Source organism: Gryllotalpicola kribbensis, assembly GCF_039538245.1.
In the GTDB taxonomy this organism is placed as follows: domain Bacteria; phylum Actinomycetota; class Actinomycetes; order Actinomycetales; family Microbacteriaceae; genus Gryllotalpicola; species Gryllotalpicola kribbensis.
The window spans coordinates 13,067-35,692 of record NZ_BAABBX010000013.1 but is presented as its reverse complement, the minus strand read 5'-3'; the positions used below and the strand labels follow the sequence as shown (position 1 = coordinate 35,692).

Annotated in this window: 22 protein-coding genes; 19 read left to right on the top strand and 3 right to left on the bottom strand. The window is 66.7% G+C overall.

Annotation, left to right across the window (positions count from 1 at the left end):
- Positions 1 to 39: 39 nt before the first annotated feature.
- Entirely contained in the window at positions 40 to 2,508 is a 2,469-nt protein-coding gene (locus ABD716_RS08050; protein WP_344775640.1) for a hypothetical protein, read from the bottom strand.
- Positions 2,509 to 4,099: 1,591 nt separating this feature from the next.
- On the opposite strand from ABD716_RS08050, the gene ABD716_RS08045 reads away from it, so the two are divergent.
- The 6 genes from ABD716_RS08045 to ABD716_RS08020 all read left to right on the top strand — a co-directional run bounded on the left by ABD716_RS08045 (position 4,100) and on the right by ABD716_RS08020 (position 8,856).
- Positions 4,100 to 4,327, top strand: a complete 228-nt coding sequence (locus ABD716_RS08045) for a hypothetical protein (protein ID WP_344775638.1) — start codon at positions 4,100 to 4,102, stop codon at positions 4,325 to 4,327.
- 147 nt (positions 4,328 to 4,474) lie between these two features.
- Positions 4,475 to 4,843, top strand: a complete 369-nt coding sequence (locus ABD716_RS08040) for a sigma-70 family RNA polymerase sigma factor (RefSeq protein ID WP_344775636.1) — start codon at positions 4,475 to 4,477, stop codon at positions 4,841 to 4,843.
- Positions 4,840 to 5,379 (top strand): hypothetical protein, encoded by a 540-nt coding sequence (locus tag ABD716_RS08035; protein WP_344775634.1) that lies wholly within the window; start codon positions 4,840 to 4,842, stop codon positions 5,377 to 5,379. Before ABD716_RS08040 ends, ABD716_RS08035 begins: the two co-directional genes overlap by 4 nt.
- Before the next feature lie 32 nt (positions 5,380 to 5,411).
- Complete coding sequence (locus ABD716_RS08030) at positions 5,412 to 6,332, top strand: hypothetical protein (RefSeq protein ID WP_344775632.1); 921 nt, start codon at positions 5,412 to 5,414, stop codon at positions 6,330 to 6,332.
- Positions 6,329 to 6,847: a hypothetical protein gene (locus tag ABD716_RS08025; RefSeq protein ID WP_344775630.1), complete on the top strand. Its 519-nt coding sequence runs from the start codon at positions 6,329 to 6,331 to the stop codon at positions 6,845 to 6,847. Before ABD716_RS08030 ends, ABD716_RS08025 begins: the two co-directional genes overlap by 4 nt.
- Positions 6,847 to 8,856, top strand: coding sequence for a hypothetical protein (locus ABD716_RS08020; protein WP_344775627.1), 2,010 nt, complete (start codon positions 6,847 to 6,849; stop codon positions 8,854 to 8,856). The genes ABD716_RS08025 and ABD716_RS08020 overlap by 1 nt, the downstream gene beginning before the upstream one ends.
- Before the next feature lie 46 nt (positions 8,857 to 8,902).
- On the opposite strand, the gene ABD716_RS08015 is transcribed toward ABD716_RS08020, so the two are convergent.
- Positions 8,903 to 9,529, bottom strand: coding sequence for a hypothetical protein (locus ABD716_RS08015; RefSeq protein WP_344775625.1), 627 nt, complete (start codon positions 9,527 to 9,529; stop codon positions 8,903 to 8,905).
- Between the two features lie 182 nt (positions 9,530 to 9,711).
- Here ABD716_RS08015 and ABD716_RS08010 point away from each other — a divergent pair, with 182 nt between their 5' ends.
- The 6 genes from ABD716_RS08010 to ABD716_RS07985 all read left to right on the top strand — a co-directional run bounded on the left by ABD716_RS08010 (position 9,712) and on the right by ABD716_RS07985 (position 13,918).
- Positions 9,712 to 10,965 carry a hypothetical protein gene (locus tag ABD716_RS08010; protein ID WP_344775623.1) on the top strand — a complete coding sequence of 418 codons (1,254 nt, stop codon included), beginning with the start codon at positions 9,712 to 9,714 and terminating at the stop codon, positions 10,963 to 10,965.
- A gap of 25 nt (positions 10,966 to 10,990) precedes the next feature.
- Positions 10,991 to 11,395 carry a hypothetical protein gene (locus ABD716_RS08005; protein ID WP_344775621.1) on the top strand — a complete coding sequence of 135 codons (405 nt, stop codon included), beginning with the start codon at positions 10,991 to 10,993 and terminating at the stop codon, positions 11,393 to 11,395.
- A complete protein-coding gene (locus ABD716_RS08000; RefSeq protein WP_344775619.1) occupies positions 11,392 to 11,616 on the top strand; it encodes a hypothetical protein in 225 nt (74 codons plus the stop codon). Before ABD716_RS08005 ends, ABD716_RS08000 begins: the two co-directional genes overlap by 4 nt.
- A gap of 143 nt (positions 11,617 to 11,759) precedes the next feature.
- On the top strand, positions 11,760 to 12,611 hold the full coding sequence (locus ABD716_RS07995; RefSeq protein WP_344775617.1) for a hypothetical protein: 852 nt from the start codon (positions 11,760 to 11,762) through the stop codon (positions 12,609 to 12,611).
- 15 nt (positions 12,612 to 12,626) lie between these two features.
- Positions 12,627 to 13,037 carry a hypothetical protein gene (locus tag ABD716_RS07990; RefSeq protein WP_344775616.1) on the top strand — a complete coding sequence of 137 codons (411 nt, stop codon included), beginning with the start codon at positions 12,627 to 12,629 and terminating at the stop codon, positions 13,035 to 13,037.
- A 98-nt stretch (positions 13,038 to 13,135) separates the two neighbouring features.
- Positions 13,136 to 13,918, top strand: coding sequence for a hypothetical protein (locus ABD716_RS07985; RefSeq protein WP_344775614.1), 783 nt, complete (start codon positions 13,136 to 13,138; stop codon positions 13,916 to 13,918).
- An 8-nt stretch (positions 13,919 to 13,926) separates the two neighbouring features.
- On the opposite strand, the gene ABD716_RS07980 is transcribed toward ABD716_RS07985, so the two are convergent.
- Positions 13,927 to 14,592, bottom strand: coding sequence for a hypothetical protein (locus ABD716_RS07980; RefSeq protein ID WP_344775612.1), 666 nt, complete (start codon positions 14,590 to 14,592; stop codon positions 13,927 to 13,929).
- A gap of 99 nt (positions 14,593 to 14,691) precedes the next feature.
- Between ABD716_RS07980 and ABD716_RS07975 the strand changes: the two genes are divergently transcribed.
- From ABD716_RS07975 to ABD716_RS07945, 7 genes are all read left to right on the top strand, one after another.
- A complete protein-coding gene (locus ABD716_RS07975) occupies positions 14,692 to 15,654 on the top strand; it encodes a hypothetical protein (protein ID WP_344775610.1) in 963 nt (320 codons plus the stop codon).
- A gap of 139 nt (positions 15,655 to 15,793) precedes the next feature.
- Complete coding sequence (locus ABD716_RS07970; protein WP_344775608.1) at positions 15,794 to 16,537, top strand: hypothetical protein; 744 nt, start codon at positions 15,794 to 15,796, stop codon at positions 16,535 to 16,537.
- Positions 16,538 to 16,850: 313 nt separating this feature from the next.
- Positions 16,851 to 19,712, top strand: coding sequence for a hypothetical protein (locus ABD716_RS07965; RefSeq protein ID WP_344775606.1), 2,862 nt, complete (start codon positions 16,851 to 16,853; stop codon positions 19,710 to 19,712).
- Entirely contained in the window at positions 19,709 to 21,283 is a 1,575-nt protein-coding gene (locus ABD716_RS07960) for a DNA polymerase (protein WP_344775604.1), read from the top strand. The genes ABD716_RS07965 and ABD716_RS07960 overlap by 4 nt, the downstream gene beginning before the upstream one ends.
- A gap of 184 nt (positions 21,284 to 21,467) precedes the next feature.
- Complete coding sequence (locus ABD716_RS07955) at positions 21,468 to 22,124, top strand: sigma-70 family RNA polymerase sigma factor (RefSeq protein WP_344775602.1); 657 nt, start codon at positions 21,468 to 21,470, stop codon at positions 22,122 to 22,124.
- 36 nt (positions 22,125 to 22,160) lie between these two features.
- Positions 22,161 to 22,292, top strand: coding sequence for a hypothetical protein (locus ABD716_RS07950; RefSeq protein ID WP_344775600.1), 132 nt, complete (start codon positions 22,161 to 22,163; stop codon positions 22,290 to 22,292).
- Positions 22,289 to 22,573, top strand: a complete 285-nt coding sequence (locus tag ABD716_RS07945; RefSeq protein WP_344775598.1) for a hypothetical protein — start codon at positions 22,289 to 22,291, stop codon at positions 22,571 to 22,573. The genes ABD716_RS07950 and ABD716_RS07945 overlap by 4 nt, the downstream gene beginning before the upstream one ends.
- Positions 22,574 to 22,626: the final 53 nt, after the last annotated feature.

The following is a 22,626-nucleotide window of genomic DNA, read 5'->3' as shown; positions in this document are numbered from 1 at the left end:
GTCCGACACGGCCGTCTCCTCTCGGATCAGGCCGGACCCTCACACACCGTTAAACCGACAGTCCCACGCCTGCACCTTCTCGCGTGATGCGTCCGCCGCCTCAGCGACCTTCGGGGCGTCCGCGTTCTGCTGCGCAACGGCCGCGGCGCGCTCAGCGGGGGTCGCCGGCGCCTTCTCGGAGGTGGCCGGCGCTGCGGGTCGGGCCGGGCGCATCGGGTACGCGCCATTGTGATCCTTGCCACCGCCGGGCATCGCGAACGACCCGTTGGCGTCGCGCGGACCGGACTGCGGGCCTGGGGCGGGCTTCGGCCGCGGTCTGGGCTTGGGGGTCGGCCTGGGCTGAGGGCTCGGTGTTGGCGTCGGAGTTGGCTCAGGCGTCGGAGTCGGCTTCGGCTCGTCGTTCTCGGGCTTCGGCAGCGTGTCGCCCATCGAGGCCTTCGCCTTGACGGGGCGCCCCTGGCTGCTCTTGCCGGGCATGACGCTCTGCCCCAGGTTCTGCGCGGCGCCCTTTGCGGCGTTCGCCGCCTTGTTCTCGCCACGCTCGAGGAGCTTCTGCGCGCCGACCATCCCTGCAAGAGCCGGCGCCGCCCACTGGAGGTGGCCCGACGGCTTGAACAGGTTTCCGACACGCGTCGCCTTCATCAGCGCGACGACGACGCCGACGGCGATCGCCGGGCTCATCGCGATCCAGATGAGCGAGCCAGTCGAGCCAGGCGCGGCGAGCTGAGGACCAGCCTGCACGAGCCCCGCAGTGATCGTTGCGATGACCGCGAGGATCATGGTCGCGCCGAACACCGCGAGGTTGGTGGCGGCATAGGACTTGACCCATTTGAGGGTGCCGCCGTCGGGTGCCGCGATCTCCTTGAGTGCGACCGCGATGAGGGCGAGCGTCGAGATGACACTCAGGATCTTGGCGATGAGCAAGCCGATGCCGAGTCCGCCGAAAGCGATCATGATGACGAGCGCGGACAACGCGTATGCCCACGGGGCGCTCGAGCTCGCGTTTCCCCCGTCGTGGAGGTCGCTGACGAACTGCGCGGCCGCCGCGACGCCCTGCGTGTTCGTGTCCTTCGAGTCCTTGAATACGTCAGCGATGTCGTCGTCGCTGATCTGGAAGGGGGCGATCGTCTTCGAGGAGGCGGAGCTGCGCCACCAGGTGGTGCACGCATCGTCGGAGATCCCGTGCACCCCGTCCCACGCCGGGCGCACCGTGACGGTGATCACGCCGCTCTTCTCGCGCACGTCGCATGCCGCCCACGCCACGGCGCTGGCCGCCGTGTGGTCGTCAGAGTCCGTTTCCAGGCCCCATGCCGCGCTCTGGATGTTCAGCTGCGCGTCCGGCGACAGGCCCAGGTCGGTCGTGATCCCGATCCTCGACAGCCACCCGCCGACGGTCGCGCCCGCGCCGCTCGGCGTGGAGTTGTCGAGGAGTGAGGAGTCGCCGAACGTCGCGATCACCTGCTGACGCGGTGTGGCGGAGGCGTTCCAGTCGAGCAAGTGACAGAAGACCTCGTCCCCATACGTCGCCTGGCTGCTCGACGAGATCGGGTCGTTTCCGAGCTGCGCACTCTTCCAGACGAGCACCGCGCTGTCCGTGTAGAGGCCTGAAACAATCTGCGCGGGCGAGCCTTCGTCGAAGGAACGCGAGAACGCCGACTGGTACCCCTTGTCGTAAGCCTTCTCGAGGTTTGCGAGGTACGTGTTGCAGCCCGTACCCGAGGCTGCGGCAACGTCGGTGATCGTCGAGTCATGCTGCAGAAGCTGGGCCGCCGGCACCGAGCCAAGCTGGGAGCCGATCTGCGCGGTCTCCGATGCGATCCACGTCGGGCTACCGAAGCCGGGCTTCAGCGAGCTGCCGCTACCCGTCGTCAACCCGGCGCCCCCGACCATCACCGAGATCAGACCGAACAGCACGGCGATCGAGCCGAAGCGCTTCCACATCGCGCCGTTGCCGGAACGACGGGCCTGGAAGAACGCGGCGAGAAGACCGGCGATCACGATCGCCACACCGATCGACATCGTCGTCGCGCTGCCCCCGACGACGATGGACCCGACCTTCGCTGCGATGACGTCGATCGGGCCGCCGAGGAGCTTGATCGGATCGAAGCTCGTACCCCAGGCGACGAGAGACTGAGCGACCTGGAAGAACAGGTTCCCGAGACCCATACCCATCCCGGCAGTCGCCGTGCGTGTCGTGTTCTGCAGGCCGGACCAGATGTGACCGGAGTAGTCGGAGACGATCTTCGATGTGGCATCGGCCCACCGCGTCGCCGTGAGATTCGATGAAAGGGAGGGATCGAAGTAGGCACACTCAGTCTTCCCCGCGACCGTCGTCTTCACGACGCCGTTCGCCGAACAGGAGTCGGCCGCGAGGACGACAGAGCTGGTGACCGCCGTGTGCACCGGCTCAGCCGCTTGAGCCGCACCCCCGCCCACGAGAAGGACCACCGCGACGATCGACGCGGCAAGCGTCCCGGTGACGGCGCGGACGATGCTGGGCTTCTTCATGTCCAGCGTGTGTACGGAGGCACCCCAGCGGAGGTGCGACATCGCGCGCGTCCGACGGACTATCCGCGCGTCGACCGATCTCCCGTATCCGCTCTGCCCGGGGACAGCTCCTCATGCTGTACGAAGTCACCGAGGTCCGAGGACCCGCGCGCGTACGGTTCCCTCACCCTGTACGGACCTGGGGATTCCCTCGCTGTTGCCCGGCTGTCTCCGCGGGGATGTCGCACTCATGACCGCCGTGATGTCCGCCAGATACGCCGCGACGGGACGCCCGTCGATGCCGACCAGGCAGTCACGCGTGCGCCGTCCGGGATCGGCAAAATACGGGCTCAAACGCGCTTGTGCTCTCCACGAAGTCGGCTGCACTTGCCCGATAAGAGCACCGAATCCCGCGCGACCCCCTCGTCTTATGCAGCGACTCGGGGGCTGAGAATGCCGACGACCTCACAGTGCGCGAAGCGGGGCCGTCTGCTGAGCCTGCGACAAGAGCCGATTTGGCCCATTGGTCTCAAGCCACTGGACCATTCCCGATCTACGTCACGGAGTCATGCGACAGACGCCTTGGGGGCACTGTCCCCAACTTCGGCGAATGGGGACAGTGGTGTCCCCAAGCGGCGGTCCTTCCCCACCGGCCTCCCATCGTCGGCCGACCGCACCTGTCTCCCCCACGCGCTCGCACGTTCTTCACACGGCGTCCGCAACAGCGTCCGCCGTCCGGCGTCACGTTCCGTCCCGTGGGTTCGCCCCGTTCCCGGTCCCGCCTCTGTCCTTCGTCACGCCGACGAGCAGCTGACTCCTCGCTTACGGACCGTCATCGTGCGCGCCGACCGGGGCCCCGACAAACCCGCGGCTTCTTCACACGGCCTCCGACTGTCGGCCGTCCTCCGTCCCGCCGGCGACCAGCCTCCGTCTCGCATCCTTCACGCGTCCGCTCGTCTCGCCGCCGGCGTGCAGACGTCACGAGAGTCGGGACGAGCCGACCGGGCATCCGCCCGGCGTGCAACGGAACGCCGACAGCGCGACGCCGGTTCGCAGACGTCCGGGCATGCGCCCGGCGCGCAACGGAACGACGGCGCCGAGCTGCCGGAACGAGGCGGAGCAGCGGGACGCCCGCTGGGCGGCGACGGGACGAGAGCGGAGCATTCGCTCCGCGACTGAGCGCCTGTTGGCGCGATGTGAGCGAGCGCAGCTCGCGAGAGGCGGCACGCGTAGCGGGACGCCGGACCCAGGAGCCCGAACGCAGTAGAGCAGCGGGACGCGGCGCGGCGGTGACGGATCGGGAGCGGGGCATTCGCCCCGCGAAGAGCGCCTGTTGGCGCGAGGAGCAAGACGCCGAAGACGGCGCAGCGACGTGAGCGAGCGCAGCTCGCGAGAGGCGGACCTGCGAAGCAGGGACGCCGGCAACAGCCGGCTCATCTGTCGCCACCCCTGATGCTCGCGCCCCTCCCTGGAGGGGCGCTCGCCCACCTGAGATCGGCTACCGCCGGACCGCGCGCGGCTATCGCCGCTCACGAGCAGCGCGCTGCTCGTCATTCGGGGGCCGTACACACGATCGGCATCTGGCAACCCGACAACCCCGATGGAGCAGAAGATGACGGAACTCACCGAAACGATCCGCGATGCGGTAGGCATCCCGCAGTCCGCGTCAGAGATGGAGGCGCTGCGCCGAGCGCTTCGTGCACGCCGCGCGCTGACCGACGATCAGGCTCTCGTCGAGCTCGTGAATGAGGCGCGTGTCTCGGTCGGGGATGACGGTGTGGCGCGCGCTTTCGGCACGGTGCCCCGCGTCCTCGAGATCGCCTTCGGCCCAATCAACTGACGCCGAAGTTCTGAGGCCCGCGGTCGATGCGATCGCGGGCCTTTTCCATGCCCGGGCCGCCGAGGGGACGTGGACGTGTCGGGCGGGCGCCGCATTTGTCCAGGCGAGCGGCGCTCGTCGGGAGCGCCAGACCATCTGGAGCACCACATGCCTCTGCCCGTCGTCATCGACAGCCTCGACCTTGAAACACCGGGAGGCGACCTGAGCGCCGAGGAAGGCGAGCTCGCGGGAGCCATCGCCCGCGTCCGCCCGAGCATCGACCCTGAGCAGGCGTTGCTCGCCAATGAGCTGTACCGTCTCCTGAACGAGCTCAATGAGGACGAGCGCACTGCGCTTCTCGGGATCGCCGGGCAGTTGCGCGCCGACGGCAAAGCGATGAGCGTCCAGCGGATCTCGTGGGAGATCGGCACGACGCAGGCCCGGGTTCGTGAGCTCATCGAGAACGCCCGGCACAAGGTGCGCGACGCGCTCCTCTCCAACCCGCTCATCGACCTCGACTTCGAGGTGGCGCGGTGAGGGTCGCGGCAGCAGAAGAGCGCGAGCTCGGCCGTCTGCTCGACGAGCTACCAGGGGCGAGCGAGACCGAGGCGCGCGTATCGGTCTCCCGCATCCTCGCGATCATGGCCCCGGTCGCCCAGGGCGAGAGCCGCCGATGGGCCCAGCAACACGCCGCCGACATGCTCCAGGAGGGCCTCACCCACCTCATCTCAGAGCTGCACCGCTACCGCCGCGGCGAGATCCAGCTCAAGGGCGAGCGCAAGGCGAACGGCGAGCGGAAGGCACCCGTCGGTCTGCTCACCGCTGTCGTGCGCACCGGCGGCCCGAAGCGGTTCACCGAGACCGGGCAGGCCTATGTGGGGATGACCGGGCTCGTCAAGGAAGTACGTCACTCGAAGAGTGCTCGGGCCGCAGTTGAGGAATGGACGATCGCCCACGGGCACCAGGATTTCGATGCCCAGGCGATCCGCGACCGGTACAACCGCGGCAAGCACGTTGACACGAAGATCTCGCTCGCCGAGGTGCGCCGCGCGATCAAGGAGTACGAGCTGTGAGGCGCGGGTGTGGAGCCGTACACACACGGCCTATGGATGAGATCAGGCGGGTGCTGCGCGACGGACGCCTCGTGCGGCGGCTTGCCGACGATCGCCTCGTGCGACGCCTCAGCGAGGACCGCGGCGAGGACCGCGGCGAAGCCGACCCGATCTCCACGATCGTCGCAATGGTCGTCATGGTCATCCTCACGATGCTCCTCGGGGGAATCGTGACGATGGGCATCGCCACCAGCCAGCTGAACCGCGCGAACGCGACCGGAGTGCAAGCGCTCGAGAAACTGATCGCGTCGTGGGAGACCGAGCCGTATGGAGCTACCGACCATGCTGTGACCTCGAACCCGGTCGCGCAGAACGTGACGATCTCCGGGAGCACCGCCAAGCTCTACTACTCGGTGACCGAGGACGGGGCCGGCGTTCGCACGATCCATGCGGGCGTCGCACGCGGCTACCTCAGCTGGCCGCCGAAGGCCGCGGCAGACTGCTCGACACAGCTCACCAAGACCACCAACACGTGCGTCGTACTCACCGGTGTTTCCTACCCGGCACCCACCGACCAGCTACCGCAGACGCCCACAGGCATCATCTTGAAGACAGCTGCCGCAAGCCGCGGAATCTCCGTCGCGCAGCTGTCGCTCACCCAGATGAGCTCGGCGAACGCCCTTGACATCCGCCTTGAGATCCAGCCGAAGAGCCTGAGCGCGGCGACCCTCGCGACGTGGCGGGCCGCGCTCGTCTGCGCAAACGGGCAGGCGCTCACGAGCTCGACGCCCGACTCGGCGTTCTCGACGGCGGCTGGCGGTTGGTCAAGCGCGCGGGTGACCGTGGCGAACGCGGGTGCCGCGTGCCCCACCGACACCGCGCAGCTCGACATCTGGTCGACAGCAGCTACGCAGCCGACGACCGCGCAGATCTCAGATGTCCACGTCTACCGAGTTGCAGGAGGAGCCCAGTGAACCAACGCATTCGAGAGCTGCTCGCCGATGACCGTGGCTTCGGGATGATGGACGTCATCCCGATCCAGATCCTGGTCGTCGGGGTCGTCATGCTCACCATCACGTGGAGCGGGATGCTCGTGCAGACGAGCGCGCAGACTCTTCACGCCGACGAAGCGCGCGCTGCCATCCAGCAGGAGGCGGTCGTCCTTCTCGAGCAGGCGAACACATCCGGCTTCGGAAGCGTGAAGGTAACTGGGGTCGCCGTTGAGATGCCGGGGCTCCAAGAGAACGTCACGCTCACCAAGTGGCAGATCGACCCGGCAACCGATGCGATCGACGCGACATTCACCGCCCGGACGCTCTCCCCGATCCACACACGCACAGAGACCGCCCAGGTCGTGATGACGGTCTCCGGTGTCGCCCAGTACGCCGGGGCCTCCGGAAGCCGACAGGCCTGGACCACCGCGACCAGCGGCTCGCCCTCCATCGCCTACCGAGTCATCTCGCCGACTGACATCGAAGGAGACAACTGATGCACCTCTGGAAGCACGAGAGGGGCGCCGCTGACCCCGTCCTCATGGTCGGGTCGATCGCCGTCGGTCTGATTCTTGTCGCGTTCAGCGCGGGGATCATCACGATGGTCGTCAAGTACATGGGCAGCTACAGCCAGACATCCGTCGTGCAGGCGTCTCTCAACCAGGCGCAGCAGGCGATCGCCAACGACGGAGCGAGCTCCGCGCACGTGGCCGTCGCGGATGGGGCATCCGGGCAGAGCCAAGCGGTCACCTTCTTCTCCCCGCTCGCCGGTAACAAGCAGGGCTACGCCTGCCGCGTCTCCACGTGGCAGGCGAAGACGGTGGCCCTCGGCGAGAAGCGCGGAGTGCTTGGGGAGTCGAAAGTTCGCGGGCAGGGCATCGTGCTCACCGACACCGTTCGTATGTCGAAGGATGCAAGCTGCTCGACGATTCCGAGCGGAGCCGGAGCCACTCCGATCACCGTCGAGGGCTGGGCCGGGCTGCCCACCTGGACCCTCGAGAACTCCGTCGGGTCCGCAGTCAAGTGGAGCGGTGGAAAGGTGGCCGCGGTCACCGCCGACGCGAAGACCAAGAGCCAGGGTTACGCCACGTCGACCGAGATGAGCGACCCGAACGTCGCTACCGTGATCCTCACGGGAACTATCGACCTCCCACTCGGCGGGAAGAGCACGGAGACCCTCACCGGTCACGGCGTGCGCGACGATGCGATGCCCGCGAATCCCGCGACCAGCGAGACTCCCCCGGGCCGGACGCTCTTTCAGCCGAGCGCCCAGCCCACCGTCAAGACAGCGAACTCCGGATTCCCCAAGATCGCCGGCGAAATCCAGGGCATCACGGTGGCCGGCGCTGACAACGCGCCGCAGTGTGGCGCATTGCCTTACGCGAGTGACTCCGTCGTCGTGGCGGCCGACGTGCCCTCGGGCAACGCCACCACCTACTCGAAGACCATGGTCTACTCGTCGACCGGGATCGGCGGGAACCTGCCGCTCGGAGCGGGCGGCCGCGTCAAGGTTTCGCTCACCCAGGAGTGCGTAGCGGTTGCCGACGGGGGTAACCAGAAGCCCGGCACGCCTCTGACGAAGACCGTCACGTTCACGCAGCCGCTGCCCGCGCCGACGGTCACGCTCACCGAAATCAGTCCGTCGCAGTGGAAGGCGAGCTGGGGAGCCGTCTCGTCTCTCCCAACGACGTTCACAATCTCGGAGAAGATCGCGGGCGGGACCTTCGCGAGCGCGACGACGACGGGGACGTCGATCACTTTCGACACGCCAGCGCCCGCATACGGCACCCAGATTGGCGTATCCGTGAGCGCGGCGGCCGGGGTACTCACCTCGACCGGGAACGTGAGCAGCGGGACCGTCGGATGGCCGGGGACCAGCTGGGTCGCGTACCTTCACGGGACCGGGTCAACGGGAGAGGCGCCTCAGTCTCACACGGTGTCGGCGACAGGTGCCGGGTGTCCTGCTGGCACAAGTCAGCAGCAGAGGGCCCTGGACACAGGCCTCGGGCTTGATTCGGGATTCACGAGCGGCACGGCCAGCTATTGGGTCAGCGGGGAATCGTTCAGCGAGACCCTGCGCGCCATCGGACAGGTGCGCTGCGCCACGCCGTACTCGACGAGCCCTACCGTACAGACGAGTGCGGCATGGACGGTCAAGGCCGCGCCTCCGGCTGCACCGCGAGCGAGCGAGTGCAACGTAATCAAGTTCTCTGGTGGCGCTGCAGCGGGCGTGTACATCACCCAGCTCAACTACTCCTGCTCAAGGGCGGGTGTCGACGAGTGGCAGGCTCAGGTGCAGGCAGTAGACGGCCAGGGCGAGAAGCATGACTTCGACGTCGTTACGGGCGGAAATGGTCAGCAGATGGCTCTCATGGGGTGCACCATCTTCCCCGGGCTTGCTTCGTTGGACGTGTTCGTGCGGACCCACAGCAGCGGAGGCTGGTCGGGCTGGACGGACATTCCTATCCGATTCGCCGATCACGTGCCCGGCCCGCAGTGCGCGTAGAAAAAGGGAGCCACCGAGATTGGTGGCTCCCTTTATCGCCCGCGTGTTACTCCGCGACGACTACGACGAAGTCGGGGTGCCCGGCGATGGCGGCGTTGGCGGCGGCTGCAGCAGCCGCGGCCGTCGGCCAACCTGCGCCGTTACCGGCCACCAGCGCGGGAAACCCAGAAACCGAGCCGGCGACCTTCCAGGCCGGCGACATGCTGAAAGGCGGCACCGTACCCGCGTCGCCGAGGCCGCGGTATACGAGGACAACGCTGTGCTCCGTCTGCACCGAGACGAGGGAAGCGCGACCGTTCGCCGAGGTTTCTACTGCCTCGTGCGCGGACTCGCTCGTGCCACTCAGCTGAACCTTCGCAGCCGCCTGCTTGCCAGCATCCGTGAGGACAGGGGCGGGAACTGGCGCGTTCTCTGACACTGCGACCTTGGAGCCGTTCGCCATCGGGTAGGCGACGTAGCCGTCGGGGAGGGTGGTGTCCGCGGTCACGATCGCGCCGGGCGTGACCTCCGGCTTCGACGCCTCCGTCTTGGTGGGCGCCGGAGCCGTGCTCGGTGCTGACGTCACTGCCGGCTTCGCGTCCGTGTGGGTCGAGCCGTGGGTGGCGCAGCCGGTGAGGGCGAGCGCGACGAGCGCGACGCCGGCTGCGGCGGTGAGAATGCGGGTGCGAGACATGAGTTCCTCCGGTGTGTGAGACCGGGTTCCAACCGGCCGGGTTGACGAATCCGAGGGGCCATGCCGCGTCGTGGTTCTACAACCCCTATGCGCGGCTTGTCCCGCCGGTACTCGGATAAATGCGGTCAACCCATGGGGACGTGGACAAGAGCGGCGGGCGCCAGCCCGTACACACACCGGATATGGCGACTCAGCTGATCCCCCTCGACACCGCCCACTCGGCGATCGCCGACAACCGGTTCCGCACTACAGCGCGCCCTGACCCGTTCTACTCCGGGCTTGCTGACCAGCTTGACGGGCTCGTCACCCGCCGCCCGGAAGGCTCGCGAGAGCAACTCGGCGCAGGCATGCAGGAGCTTCTGCGGACGCTCGGCATGAGGCGCACCCGCGACCAGCGACTCGACCTGGCAGCAGGGCTTCTCGGCTGGCAGCTGGGGACCGCCGACCAGTTCGCGGCGCTCCTCGGGAACGCTGAGCTCCTCGGGCGTCACCAGCACTCAGTCCGCGACATCATCCAAGCGGGTGTCGCCGCCGAGGTGCCATTCTGGCGGCTGCCAGGGAACCGCACGCGGGTCCTCGCGCTGGCCGGCGGGCGCAGGTTCGACAGGCTCGTCGCGCCGGCCCTGACGTTCCCCGAATGGCTGAGTACAACAGCGGGCCGCTCCAGCGTGCCGCCGCGTTCCGCCAGGCACCTTCTGGCGTTGGAGCTGGCTCTGAGACTGGCGGAGTTCACCGACATCGGCACGGTGCTCGGCCCGAGCCTCTCCGATCCGGCGGCGATCGCCGGGCCGATCCCGGGTTTCAAGCCGCAGCCGGCGGATCTGACTGTCGTCCGCCCGGATGGTTTGCGGGTGCTCGTCTCCTTGATCACGAGCCCGGGCCGCTCCACCGAAGATCGTGTCCGCCGTTTCATCGAGCTCGTGCACCATTCGCGCCTGCGCGATTCGGGGGTCGTCGTCTTCTTCATGGTCGCGCCGTCGTCGTCCGATGAAGCATCTGACCAGACAGACACCCGGACCCAGGTCCGCCACCTGATCCGCAAGCTGACCCGCGACTGGGCGGGGACCAACGTCGACCGTACGGCTGATCGGGTGTTCCTCAGTGACTGGCGGACCCTCTTTCCCGCATCTCACGCTGCGAGCCCCGAGTTCTTCTCGCTGACCGTCGAGACGCCAGGCGCCGACCATCAGACAGCGCTCCTCGACTCTTCCGATCTGGTGTTCGACTCGGAACCTCGGCACCTCGAGGTGTTCGACAACGCCCAGCAGCTGCGCGCCATCCCTCACTGGCTCCGCGCCTATCAGAAGCCTGTCTGGCCTCAGGCGATCACAGCGCTCGGCCTCCCGGGTATCCCACGGCTTCACACCGCTCGCGAGACGCTCGGCGGGGCGCGCGGCGGGGCGCAGGCGACGACCGTTCCGTGGCGCCTGGCGTGAGGTGGCGCCCGTACACACGTTGGTCATGACGTTGGTATCCGACATTGAGCAGCAGATCGAGATGAGGCGGCCGTCCGTCACGTTCGACAGGATCTGCGAGGAGCTGGGCGCCGCATCGGCGCACATCCCACGGTTCCCGGACGGAGAGCCCGACTGGTCGCGAGCGTCCCTGTGGCTGCTCGCTGACGAGATCGAAGCGCGGGTCCCGAAGATGGATCACCGACCGCCGAAGAACGGCGAATGGGCGGGGATCGTCGCCACCGAATACCTCGGGTTCGTCGCGCTCGGGTTCGCCGGGTGGCAAGGGCTCGACGCTCAGCACGTCGTCGCGGTCGTCTCGAAGAACGCGGGGGCTCTCCTCGCAGAGTGGCGGCGCGGTGCTTCGCCTTCGGAGGCCGCCGACGTCCTCGTGAAGCGAGGCTCCCTGTGATCACGCTGGCCGTCGGAATCCGACGCACCCGCGAAGACCAGGCGCAGTTCGGCGACATCGTCATCGTTGATGACGACGGGTCGTTCTCGGCGCCCGCTGGCTGGAAGTCGATCATCGATCGCCGCCTGCGTGGTCGCGCTCGAATCGACGGTCAGACCGTCGTCGAGGCGATCAGGGCGATCGCCGACCGGCAGCACACACTCGTCCATGAGGTGGTGTGAGCGTGTGCCGAGGGAAGAACGACGCGAAACCACGACGGTGCGACTGTGACAAGCCCAGCGATCGACGACGCGCTCGAGATCGGAAGGCTTACGCGCGGAGGAAGGCCGCGGGTGCGGCAGCGAACACGGCTTCGATAGCGGCTGTGAAGCAGACAGTGGGCTCGGTGCTCGCGGGCGCGTCGTTGGAGTCAGCAGAGGTGGAGCTGAAACCGATCGCTGCACCTACCCCGATCCTCATCGATCGGAAGCAGCTCGAAGACAAGCTCGGAACCGGAGTCCCACAGCTCACCCTCGTCGAGACCGATGCCGAGGAACTCGCCGAGCTCATCGATCGCGGGTCCGTGATCGTCGAGCAGCACCGCGACGAACAAGGGAAGCTGATCGGCCTCCTTCTCGACACCGGCCACCGTGTGGAGCTCCGCGGCGCGCGGTTCTCCGACGGGCTGGTCACTCTCGAAGTCGGCGGGGCCACCGCCACATTCAGACTCGACGAAGATGACCGCCCGGCACCCGGCGCACCCGACTGGACGGGGGTTGACGGGTCAAGGCGGGAGACAGTCGAAGCGGGCCGCGAGCGACTCGCCGCGGTCACCGCACTCGCGTGGGAAAAAGCGGGCGAGCGGCGGCCGGAAGACCTGGGTGAAGTCGTCGAGATGGCGGCGTCCTATCTCGGGTCGGTGCGTACGGCGAGTCGGGTCCTTGACGGGGCTTGGAGCTCGGCGGTTGGGATCTCGGATGCGGAATGGCGAGCTGTCGCGGCTGAGAGAGACCCGGCTACTCTCGCGCTTGTTACGAAGGCTTTCGAACGCTGGCACAAGCTGAGCGGAGTCCTCGTGCACAACCTGCAACGCGCGAAGGCGCATGGCGGCGGGAAGCTGCCGGCTCAGCAGCAGGCGTGGCTCGACGATCTGACCGAGATGCGAGATGGGCTCGCGGGCGAGATGACACGGCTCAGCGAACTCCCATCTGGTTCTATCGCCAAGACCGAAAGATGAGGCATACTTCCGAACATGCCCGACGACGTAGACCAGCTGGTCTCCGACACTGAGGATGCCGCGCTAAGGGTCCCTTTCCGAGTCACCGAGAACTTCAAGCTCGGGCCCGGGCTCGACCTCGGGCCGACTACCGGTCGCTTGGACGCGCTACTGAAGCAGTTCGCCGTGGCTCACGGGACGCGGCTCCGTCGCGTATGGGTCAGCCAGGCAGGCACCCGCGCATTGAAGCTCAACGTCCTGATCGACGCCAACGACATCGTTTCGGCATCGCACGAGGCAGAACAGATCACTGACGATATCAAGACGGACCTCGCCGATTCCGGCTTCACGGTGATCACTGCTGGCGCACCCCTGCCCTTGGGGAGTACTCCCAACCGGCCCGAGCTCATTCTTCAAGGAAGCAGCATCGCGCGAGAAGTCGCCTGAGCGTGTCGCGAACACGCGGCGAAGAGCGCGCAGCGAATGGCTGGCGAGGCTTCATCACCTGGTACCCGCCGGCGCTCGGTTCCGCCGGGTCGATCATCGTGGCACTCAAAGACCACCTCGCGGCTGGCGGCTGGGTCGCGCTCCCCGTCGTCGGGGGCGTAGCGCTCTCGCTCGTCGCGACCATCATCGGCGGCACTCGAAAGCCGACTCGCGAGAAGTTGATGACTGCGACCGAGGAACTCGACAATGCTCTATCGCGCTACCAGTCACCCACGTCGACTCGCAACATGCTCCTACTCGGGCAACTACTCGCGTACCTGAAAGTCGATACCAACGACACAAGAGCGTCGCTCTTCGCGCGTCGGGGAAACGACGACGAATGGGTGCTCGCCGCCAGGTACTCAAGAAACCCGATCCTCGGCGCTTACAGCGGGCGGGTTTACGCGGCCAACGAGACGATACTCGCGGCAGGGTGGGCTGGCGTTGAGACGGTCTACAACGTGACTGCCTCAGACGCGGAGTGGGCGGAGGCCTACGCCGCGGTCACCGGCGCGTCCGTCGAGTACACCAGGAAGCTCCACATGAAGACGCGGACGAGCTTCGGAATGCAGATCAACCACACCGAGGACCACACGCAGCGGGCTGTAGGGGTGCTGATCCTCGAAACCCTTGTACCTGGTCAGCTCACCGTAGACATGATGCCCCGGATTCGGCGTCACCCGATCTTCCCGCTGCTCGCCATTGAATGCGGGCTTCATCTTGAAACACGAGACGCCCTTTCCGATGACGCCGTAGCAGTGATCCGCAGGAAGGTTGCGAAGGGCGACAAGAAGGGCAAGCACAGCGGCGGCAATGTGAGCGCGGCCGCTCGCAAGCGATAGTTCGTGAGTCATCTACCCCACGGTGGCGCCGGGAAAACGCGTGGATGATGCTGCACGACCTCAGGAACGGACCCATCAGTTAGCTCGATCAGGTCGCAGTCGGCGTCCGCGTATCTCGCTCGGCCGCTTTCGACCAGATCGTGATTCGAAATCCGTTCTTCCAACTCGGCGCCGCTCGAGTAGTTGGCGTTCCAGTCCAGTACGTCCTCGCGGCCGACATAGTCGAACAGCTCAGCCAGCTGTTCCAGTGAGATGACCATGACCGATGACACACGTCCACGATCAGATGTGACGGCGAGACTTGTGGTGCCGTCGTCCTCGAGAGCCAGCTGGAAGAAGAAGCTGTGGATGACCTGGTTGCAGAGCCGTGCAACGTCGACTTCCGCGACCGTCTGCTTCTCCTTGTCGTAGAAGTCGGTGACGAAGAACCGATCCAACGGCCGCGGCACTCGGCCGGTCAGCGGCCACTGCCGCACGCGCAGGCGACGTTGCGGCAGCCGCGTCGATGTCTTCCTTGACTCGATCAGGCGCCGGATCGAATACGCGCCGAACATGATGTCGCGCTCGACGAGGTAGTAGGTGCGCTCCGTCCACCGGCGCTGCACGTCGCGAGTGCGGAGGCGGCGGCTGATGCGGATGAGGTCCTCGCGCCAAGGAACCGAGTCGGAGATCACAGCGGTCACGGTAGCGCCTGATAAGGCGAGCGATCATGCCGGCGCTCGTGTCGCGGTCCACGCCCGATGGCCGGACGTCAGTACAGTCAGCCGAGACGAATGGAGCGGGTGGCGGCGATGCAGGTTCCTAAGACGCGCGGCGTGCGTGTAAGGCCCGAAGGGCGCACCGGCCGTCCGACAGAGACGGGTGAGGAAGAAGCGCAGGCCGCCGCACTACTCCCGCCACTGTGGGCTCGTATCGATGAGCTGCTCACCCTTGACGACCGTGGATACTTTGAGCTGGAACCCGGTTCAGCGCTCGATCTCGACGACTGCGTCTCGTATCCGCACAAGATCTCCGGGAACCCTCGCCTCGGGATCATCGGAGCGATCGACCACGTCCGCGCGGTGCGGATGATCATCGACACCGGAGCGGTCCCCATGAACTCACTGTTCACGCTCCTACGCTCCGCGCTCGAAACCGCCTTCAGCGCGATCTACCTACTTGAGCCTGACGCCCGCGACGAGCGGATCAGGCGAGGTCTTCGAGATCTCCACCAGGAGATGGTTGACGGTCGCAACATGCGCGCCGACTTCGGCGCGCTGAATCCACGCAAAGGCGACGAACGGCGAGTAGACGCGTTGCGTCGGGCTCTCGCCGGCTACCCGGCGGCGGGCCCCTGGGCGCAGATCAAGGCGCGCACGGAGGGAAGCACAGCGCGCGGGGGCATCGCCAGCAAGATCATCGTCAGCCGACGGCCGCGCCAGGGCCGGGCTGAGTACAGCATCCGCGGGTACTGGCGCGCGTTCAGCGGGCTGACCCACGGTCGCAGCTGGGCTGCACACGCCGTTCTCGACTTCGAAGAGGTCGGCTACGACGCGGTCACGGGCACAGTCACGGGGCGCATGACCACGAGCCTCCGCTCGATCGTCGGCAGCATGGCAGTTGCCCTCGACGCGATTGAGGTCGCGGTCGAGATTTACGGCCGGCGGAAGGCAGAGTTCATGCGGTCGCCAGAGGACACGGCACTGCACGCGCGACTCTTGGCAGAGGAACGCGCGGAAGACGAACTCGAGGACTAAGCCGACTACGGCCCCTGCTTGCCGCTCAAGAAACAGCGAGACTGCGGACCGTCGAGCTGCTGGGCGCGCCAGCAAGCCGCGAACTGAGGTCCGGCGCGGTTCGCGGCCGGTTCGGCGCCGGCGCGCTACCGTCGCGAGCGTGATCGAGGACGGGCTGAGTCAGAAACAGGGTTTGGAGCTCATCTGGGAGTGGACGAGCGCCCGCTACTTGCTGCGCGGGTCAGTGAAGCTCATCAGGACGACGACGAACATCGACCTGAATGTGCACCCGATTCTCACCATCTCCTCGATCGGCGTAGAGAAGCTCCTGAAGCTGGCGCTGGGGCTGAGGGCTGTGAAGGACACCGGCCGATTCCCGTCCAAGGGGCAGATGAAGCACGAGTTCGGCCATGGGTCGCGCGGGATGTTCAGCAAGCTCATCGAGACGCTCGGACCCGACCTCGAACGGGACGCGCCCGAGGGAACCCTCGTGAGGACCGCGCTGAACGAGCTGCTGGCAGACCCGCTGTTCGCGCCACTACTCGATCTGCTTACGGACTACGGAATGGCGGCGCGGTTCTTCCACCTGGATGCGATCGCCGAATCGCCGCAGGACGGGTATGCGCCGGAGAGGCGCTGGGATGATCTCGAAGCGATCGCGGTCAAGAGCTTCCCGGAGGTGAACGCGGCGCAGCAGCGGATATACGAGACGCCGGGCGACGACGCGGCTCTGACAAACTTCACCGCGCTGTTCCACGCGCGGGTCTCGCAGACCGTCGAGCGGCTCTGGGACCTCGTCTGCAAGCTCGGAGTGTTCGGATTCCTCGGCGACCGAGGGCGGCAGTTCGGGCTGGATGCCAGCGAGGACCTTGCATTCATGAACGTTGAGAACGGGCGCCTCTGATCCCGGATTCGTCGGCGGGGTCGGCCGACATGTCGGGTTCCATCGGAGCCCACTACTTCGAGCGAGGTCCAGGAGGGCCCGGAGGAGCTACGTCGCCAGTCGGAGCGTGACCGACACCGGGTTTCGGGGGCCCTGGGGGGCCAGGGGGGCCACTTCTGCCTGTCCAGAAGGCAGAAATGCAGGCTGAGTGGGACGCGAGTTACCGGTGAGCTGGTTTTTCTGGCCCCCAAGGGCCCCCAGGGCCCCCGTTTTCTTCTTCACATCTCTTTGGGACTTGGAATACTGACCGACCCGGTTCCGGCATGTCCTTGCTATGACAGACGCCGAGAAGATCCGCCGCGACGAGCTGGTGACCAGATACCACCAGCTGCTTACCCCCGCGCAGGCGACCGTCGCGTTCCCTCCGCTCGAGAGCGCGGGGCAGGACCGAGCGGTGACCGAAGAGCAGCTGCGCGATGGAGACATCTCTGAGCTTCCGATCCGTCTGGGGATCGCTGCCCGCCGCGCCCAGGACTCGGGATACCTGTACCCGATCGCGCTCGATCTGGTAGTGGGCACGGGGCTCTCCGGCGATGACGCGCTCAAGGAGGAGGTCACGAGGTACTCGCTCGACGGCCTGTACGACAACCGCGTGATGATGGGCTGGACGGAGGAGCCGAGGCGAGGCCTTCGCCGCCACTTCCTCGGCCTCAGTTGTGCAGACGACGACGAGTTCCGCAAGATCATCGGCCTCTTGCCTGCGAAGGAGGCGGTGCGCGACGACGACACGGTTGCCGCGATCAAGTTCGGCGGCCTGCAGAACGGCGCGGTCGCTGCGGGGCATGACCTCCTCGCAGGTGATCGGGGAGTCTTCACCCGCATCACCCCCGGTGAGCTGATGGGGCTCGCAGTTCTCGTCGACGTGCTCTCGGACCGCCGACACCGTGTCTCCAAGCATGTCTACGACTCGCGGGAGCACTCGCAGCGAACTACGGCAGCCCGTGACGATTACAACCGCAAGACGACAGCCCTCGAGCTCGGCCAGCTCTTGGAGGACGCGGGCTGGGCCGAGGGGACGAACGACGGTCGCGCGTACAAGTACGAGCGAGGCGACGACGCTGGCGAGCTGTTCGAGCCGACCGTGACGTTCACCTCCGCCGGCAAGGTCTACCGCCCATTCGACATCTTCGCGCTCGACTACGAGAACGTGGACGCAGCGGCCGACGACCTCATCTCGAGCGGGCAGGTTACGGTCGAGGCGCCGCAGCTGAAGGCACGTCAGCGTCCGCAGGTCGAGGTCAACCAGGATGTGATCGCGCTCCAGAAGCTCGTGACAAGCACCCTCCAGCGGGCGCGCAGCTCTGTCGATTCGACACTCCCCCTCGCCCTCTCACGGCAGATCAACGGGATGCACTACGCCGTCGTCTCCGTCATGCCCGACGGCTCCGCCCGAGAGTGGACGATCACCGATGCCGACAGCCTTCTCGTCGCTGCCGCGCAGCCGGTCCACAAGTCCGACCGTGGTACCAGCTTCCGCACTGGCTTCGATCGCAATGTCGTCTCGGGTGTCCTGTCATCGCTCGCAGCACCGGGCGTGCTTCGTGTTGTCGAAGCTGTCGTCTCCGAGCCCGTAATCACGAAGGAGGGCAGGATCGTGCGACGCCCTGGGTACGACCCGAAAGCGAAGGTGATCCTCGTCATCCCGCACCGCGACCGTGCCGCGTGGGCGACCGGGTACCACGTCCCCGAGAAGCCGACCCTCGAAGAGGCGCAAGCCGCGTACGACAACCTGCGCACCGAGCTGCAGACCGACTTCCTGTACAAGACCGCGACAGACCGGGAGCGCCACTTCGCCTACCTCCTGACCTGCGTCGTTCGCCCCACTCTCCTCAACGGTGCGCCGGGGTTCATCGCGAATGCGTACGATCCCGGCACCGGCAAGTCGTTGAGCCTGGAGATGGGCCGCATGCTCGGCCAGGGGCACGTCCGCTCAGCCGACTTCACGCCGACGGCGAAAGCCGACGACGAGACGGAGAAGCGCCTCACCGCGATGATCGAAGCGGGACTCCGTCACCTGCACGCAGACGAGGTCGTGCGTGAGACGCCGCTTGCCGGTACGGCGATCACGAAGGCGACGACAGCAGTTGACGGCGGCCTCGGCTTCCGCAAGCTTGGTGTCTCCGAGCTCGTACCTGTCGCCGGACACATCATCTCCGCCGCAGGCAACAACGCGAAGCTCTCCGGGGACCACCAACGCCGCTGGTTGAAGTGGGATCTCGACTCGACGCTCGTCGCCTCGGTCATTAACCGCACGGGGTTCCGGCACGACGACATCCTCGGATGGATCAAGGAGAACCGCCCGCAGCTCGTCGCCTGGGTCCACACGATCTTCCTCTACGCGATGCAGCACGAGCCGGAGATGAAGATCCCCGGCATGGGGTTCAACCACAACTGGCCGAAGGTCGTCCTCGGCGCGATGAGCCACCTGACAACCCCCGAAGGCGACAACGCGGCGGAGCTCGCACTGCGTGGGTGGGAGGACTCCGCCCGCTCCCACAACGCGATCTCCGATGAGTGGGGCGAGTTCATGGCGGTCCTCTGGCGCAAGCTCGCCGGCAAGACGGCACCGACCGCACAGATCATGACCATCGTCTCGGGACTGCCTGAAGCGGAGCTGTCCTACCTTCCGTACTCGCTGGAAAGGTGGGCAGCCCACGCTGAAGGGCAGCGGAAGCAGAAGTGGGGTGAGACGTTCGCGTCCATCGCGAACTCCGCGGTTGTGAACGGCGATGTCACCTATCGCATCCAGGCCGTGGAGGCCAGCGAGCGCTCGAACCGCTCGAACCGGTGGCTGATCTCGGCGGTGGACAAGAACAACCAGCTCATCGATCCGAAGACGATCAGCGAGCAAGGTCCGACGACGCCGGCGCCGGAGTGGGAAGCTCTCATCGCCCACTTGCTCGCCAAGCACCCCGACGTGGATGGGTACTCCCCAGCCGCGCTCGAGGAGACGATCAAGAACTCTGGGCTGCCGCTTCCTCCTGAGCTGACCGTATCCCTCTCACCGTCCGAGTTCGACCGCGTCGCGCAAGGGCTTGTCGGACGTAGCTTCCTGACCGGTGTCCTGGATCGGACCATCGATGCAGATCTCGGCCCGCGCTACTTCGTCTTCGAGGAAGGAGCTGAGGCAGCATGAACACCCGAGCCCTCGGTTCCGCGGAACTCGGCCAGTTTCGTGAGTGGTTGCACAGCGCTTCTACGATCGGCGCCGCGACAAGTCGCGAAAAGCTCGTCATCGCAGACGCCGGCGCCGCATGGAGCGCCGTGTCGTCGGACCGCCGCCTCATCGCCGCGGTCTGCGCTGCTGTCCTGGACTCGGGCCGCCGCGTCTGGGTGTGGGACGGCGCGCAGGCGACGCGAGTCCTGTCTGATGCCGCGGCGTTGCCGGTGGACAGGTTTCGCTGGCTTGAGGATGCTCAGACGGCGTTCGCCGTGTGCATGCCCGGAGCGGACGCGCCGAGGCTGCCGTCGCAGTTGGCCCATCAGGCGACGGCGATCGTGCGGCTCCTGGGCGAACTGAAATCGGCGGACGCCGAGACTCGTTCGACAATCCGGTCATCGAGTGAGGTAGAGCGCGCCTTCCGCCACGTGCAGGCGGCCGGATGGCGAGTCGACGAGCCCGCGCTCCTGCACGCTCGCGAGGCGAACCGTGACGCGATCGAACGCGCGGCTCGCGAGGATGGGATCAATCTGACCTCTCAGGGGTCGGATCAGCAGGTGGCTGCGATCCAGGCGTGGCTCGGCGGGCGCGGGATCGAGATCCGCGACCGCGATGGGAACCCGAGCCTGTCGCGTGACCATTTTGCGCGCGCAGTAGTCCCGGATTCCGCTGAGGGCCGGTACTACTTCAAGCGGTTCCGGGACGCGACGAGCCGTTGGTCGGAGAAGTTGTCTCTGGACCAGATCGCGAACAACCGCGTCGATGGTCGCGTATTTGCGAAGGTCAAGGTGCGCGGTGCGATCACCGGTCGCGGGACGATCACGCACCCGAACATCTCGGCGATCAGCCGCCGCAACCGCTCGATGGTCCTGAGCGCGCAGCCCGGGCAGGTGCTGGTGAGCCTCGACTTAGACCGCGTGGAACCGTCGATCATGGCGGCGCTGTCTGGTGACCAGGTGATGGCTGAGGCTCTGGGCTCTGGAGACCTGTACCGCGAAACGGCGGCCGCGATCTGGGGCCCGGAGGCCTATGCCGATGACGGGCGCCGGTCTCAGGCCAAGACTGCGATCCTCGCCCAGTGCTACGGGCAGGGCCTCGCCTCGATGGCCGCATCCCTTTCCGTGACGCAGGGTGAGGCGCGACGCGTCCGTGAGGTGATCCTCACCCGGTTCACGCAGTTCGCGCAGTTCTCACGTGCGGCATATCAGGCGGCTCAGCGTGGAGAGCGACAGAGGACTTCGGGTGGCCGCCTTCTTGCGAAGCTCGCGCCGAGCGAGGCATACAAGCAGCTGAACCACGTCGTCCAAGGTTCAGGTTCCGACATCTTCTACGCGGGGATCGCACGCGTCGCGCGAGCGCTTCCGTCGATTGGCCTGGATTCGAGTGCTCTCTACCTCCCGGTACACGACGAGCTGATACTGAGTGTCCCGTCAGCGAAGCAGTTCGAGGCCGCAGCGCTCCTCCAGTCAGAGATGGCGACGGAGCTCAACGGCGTGCGAATCGGTGGCGCGGCGAACCTGCTCGGCGGCAACTGGTCGAAGAAGTAGCCCAGTTCAGGGCACAGCGTGGTGCCCGCTTTCTGAACTGACCCCACATGTTGTGACAGGCGCGTGCTTGGGGGGACGTGGAGCCCAGCCGTGGGCGTGATCGCCGCATACGAGTAGTGCAGGCGGAAGCGCTCCGACTGCCCCGGCTTCGTCTGCCGGGACTTCGTCGGAAAGCACGCGTCCAATGTCACTTCGTCCCGAGCACCTCGCTCTCATCAGCTCCACCGCCCACTACGCGAGGAGCCTCGCGCACCGTTACGCCCGGTCCACAGTCACCATCGACGACCTCCTGCAGGAGGGATGGATCGCGCTCGCGGAAGCCGCAGAGTCATTCGACCCAGAGCGCGGTGTGAGCTTCGCAACGTATGCCCGCCGATACCTCATCGGCGCGTACACCGACCTGCTACGACGCACCGGCTTCGCGATGAGCATCCCCGAGGACGCGTACAACGCCGCTGTCCGGGCGAACCGCGCCGACGAGCACGCTGAGGGCAACGGACGCCTCGCGCAGTACGCGATGGCCGCCGCCCGCTCGACAGACGAGCGCATCGGCGAAGGAGACGCGACACTGGGCGAGACGATCGCCGCGCCTGGCCGCCCCTTCGAGGAGACGGTCGACGACCGTCTCGACAGCGAGGCGCGTCGCTCCGACGCGCAGCTGCGCCTTGCGCCGCTTCTTGCCCGGCTCACGGAGCGGGAGCGCCTCGTCTATGTTGCAGTTCACTCGCTGGCTGGTGCCGTGTGCGGCCCGTCGCAAGCCGAGATCGCCGCGTACGTCGGCGTCACGCAGGGCGCCGTGTCGAAGATCGCGGAGCGCGCCGACAAGAAGGTACGCGGGTAGGAATATCCAGCCTTGCAAGTCCGGCATGTCTTAACCATGACCATCACATTCGCGCTCTTCGCTTTCGGTCTTGCCGCTGGCCTTGGCGCGCTGTTCACGATCGGCGGGATCAACGCGCACCGCGAGTTGGCGCACCTCGCCGAGCTCCACGAAAGGTTCGACCGATGACTGCCCTCAGCACCTCCCCGACCCGTCCTCTCGTCGTTACGCAGATCGGCGATGCCAACCGCGGCGTCATCTCACTCAGCTGGTCGGGCGGCGTCCCCTGGCATCGTCGCCGGCCGACCTTCGATCTGCTTGCCGAGGTTTTCGATCTAAGCGGGTACACCCCGCGGGACCTGCGAATCCCGATGCTCGTGGTTCCGCGCCTCCCGCACGGCGAGCTCGTACCGGCCATCGAGCGACTCGAGCGGCGCGGAGCCACCGTCGAGCTTCGGGTACGGGGGTGAGCTGCGGATGTCTGTGACAGAGATCCTGGCACCCGAGCACCCGGGGACACTGA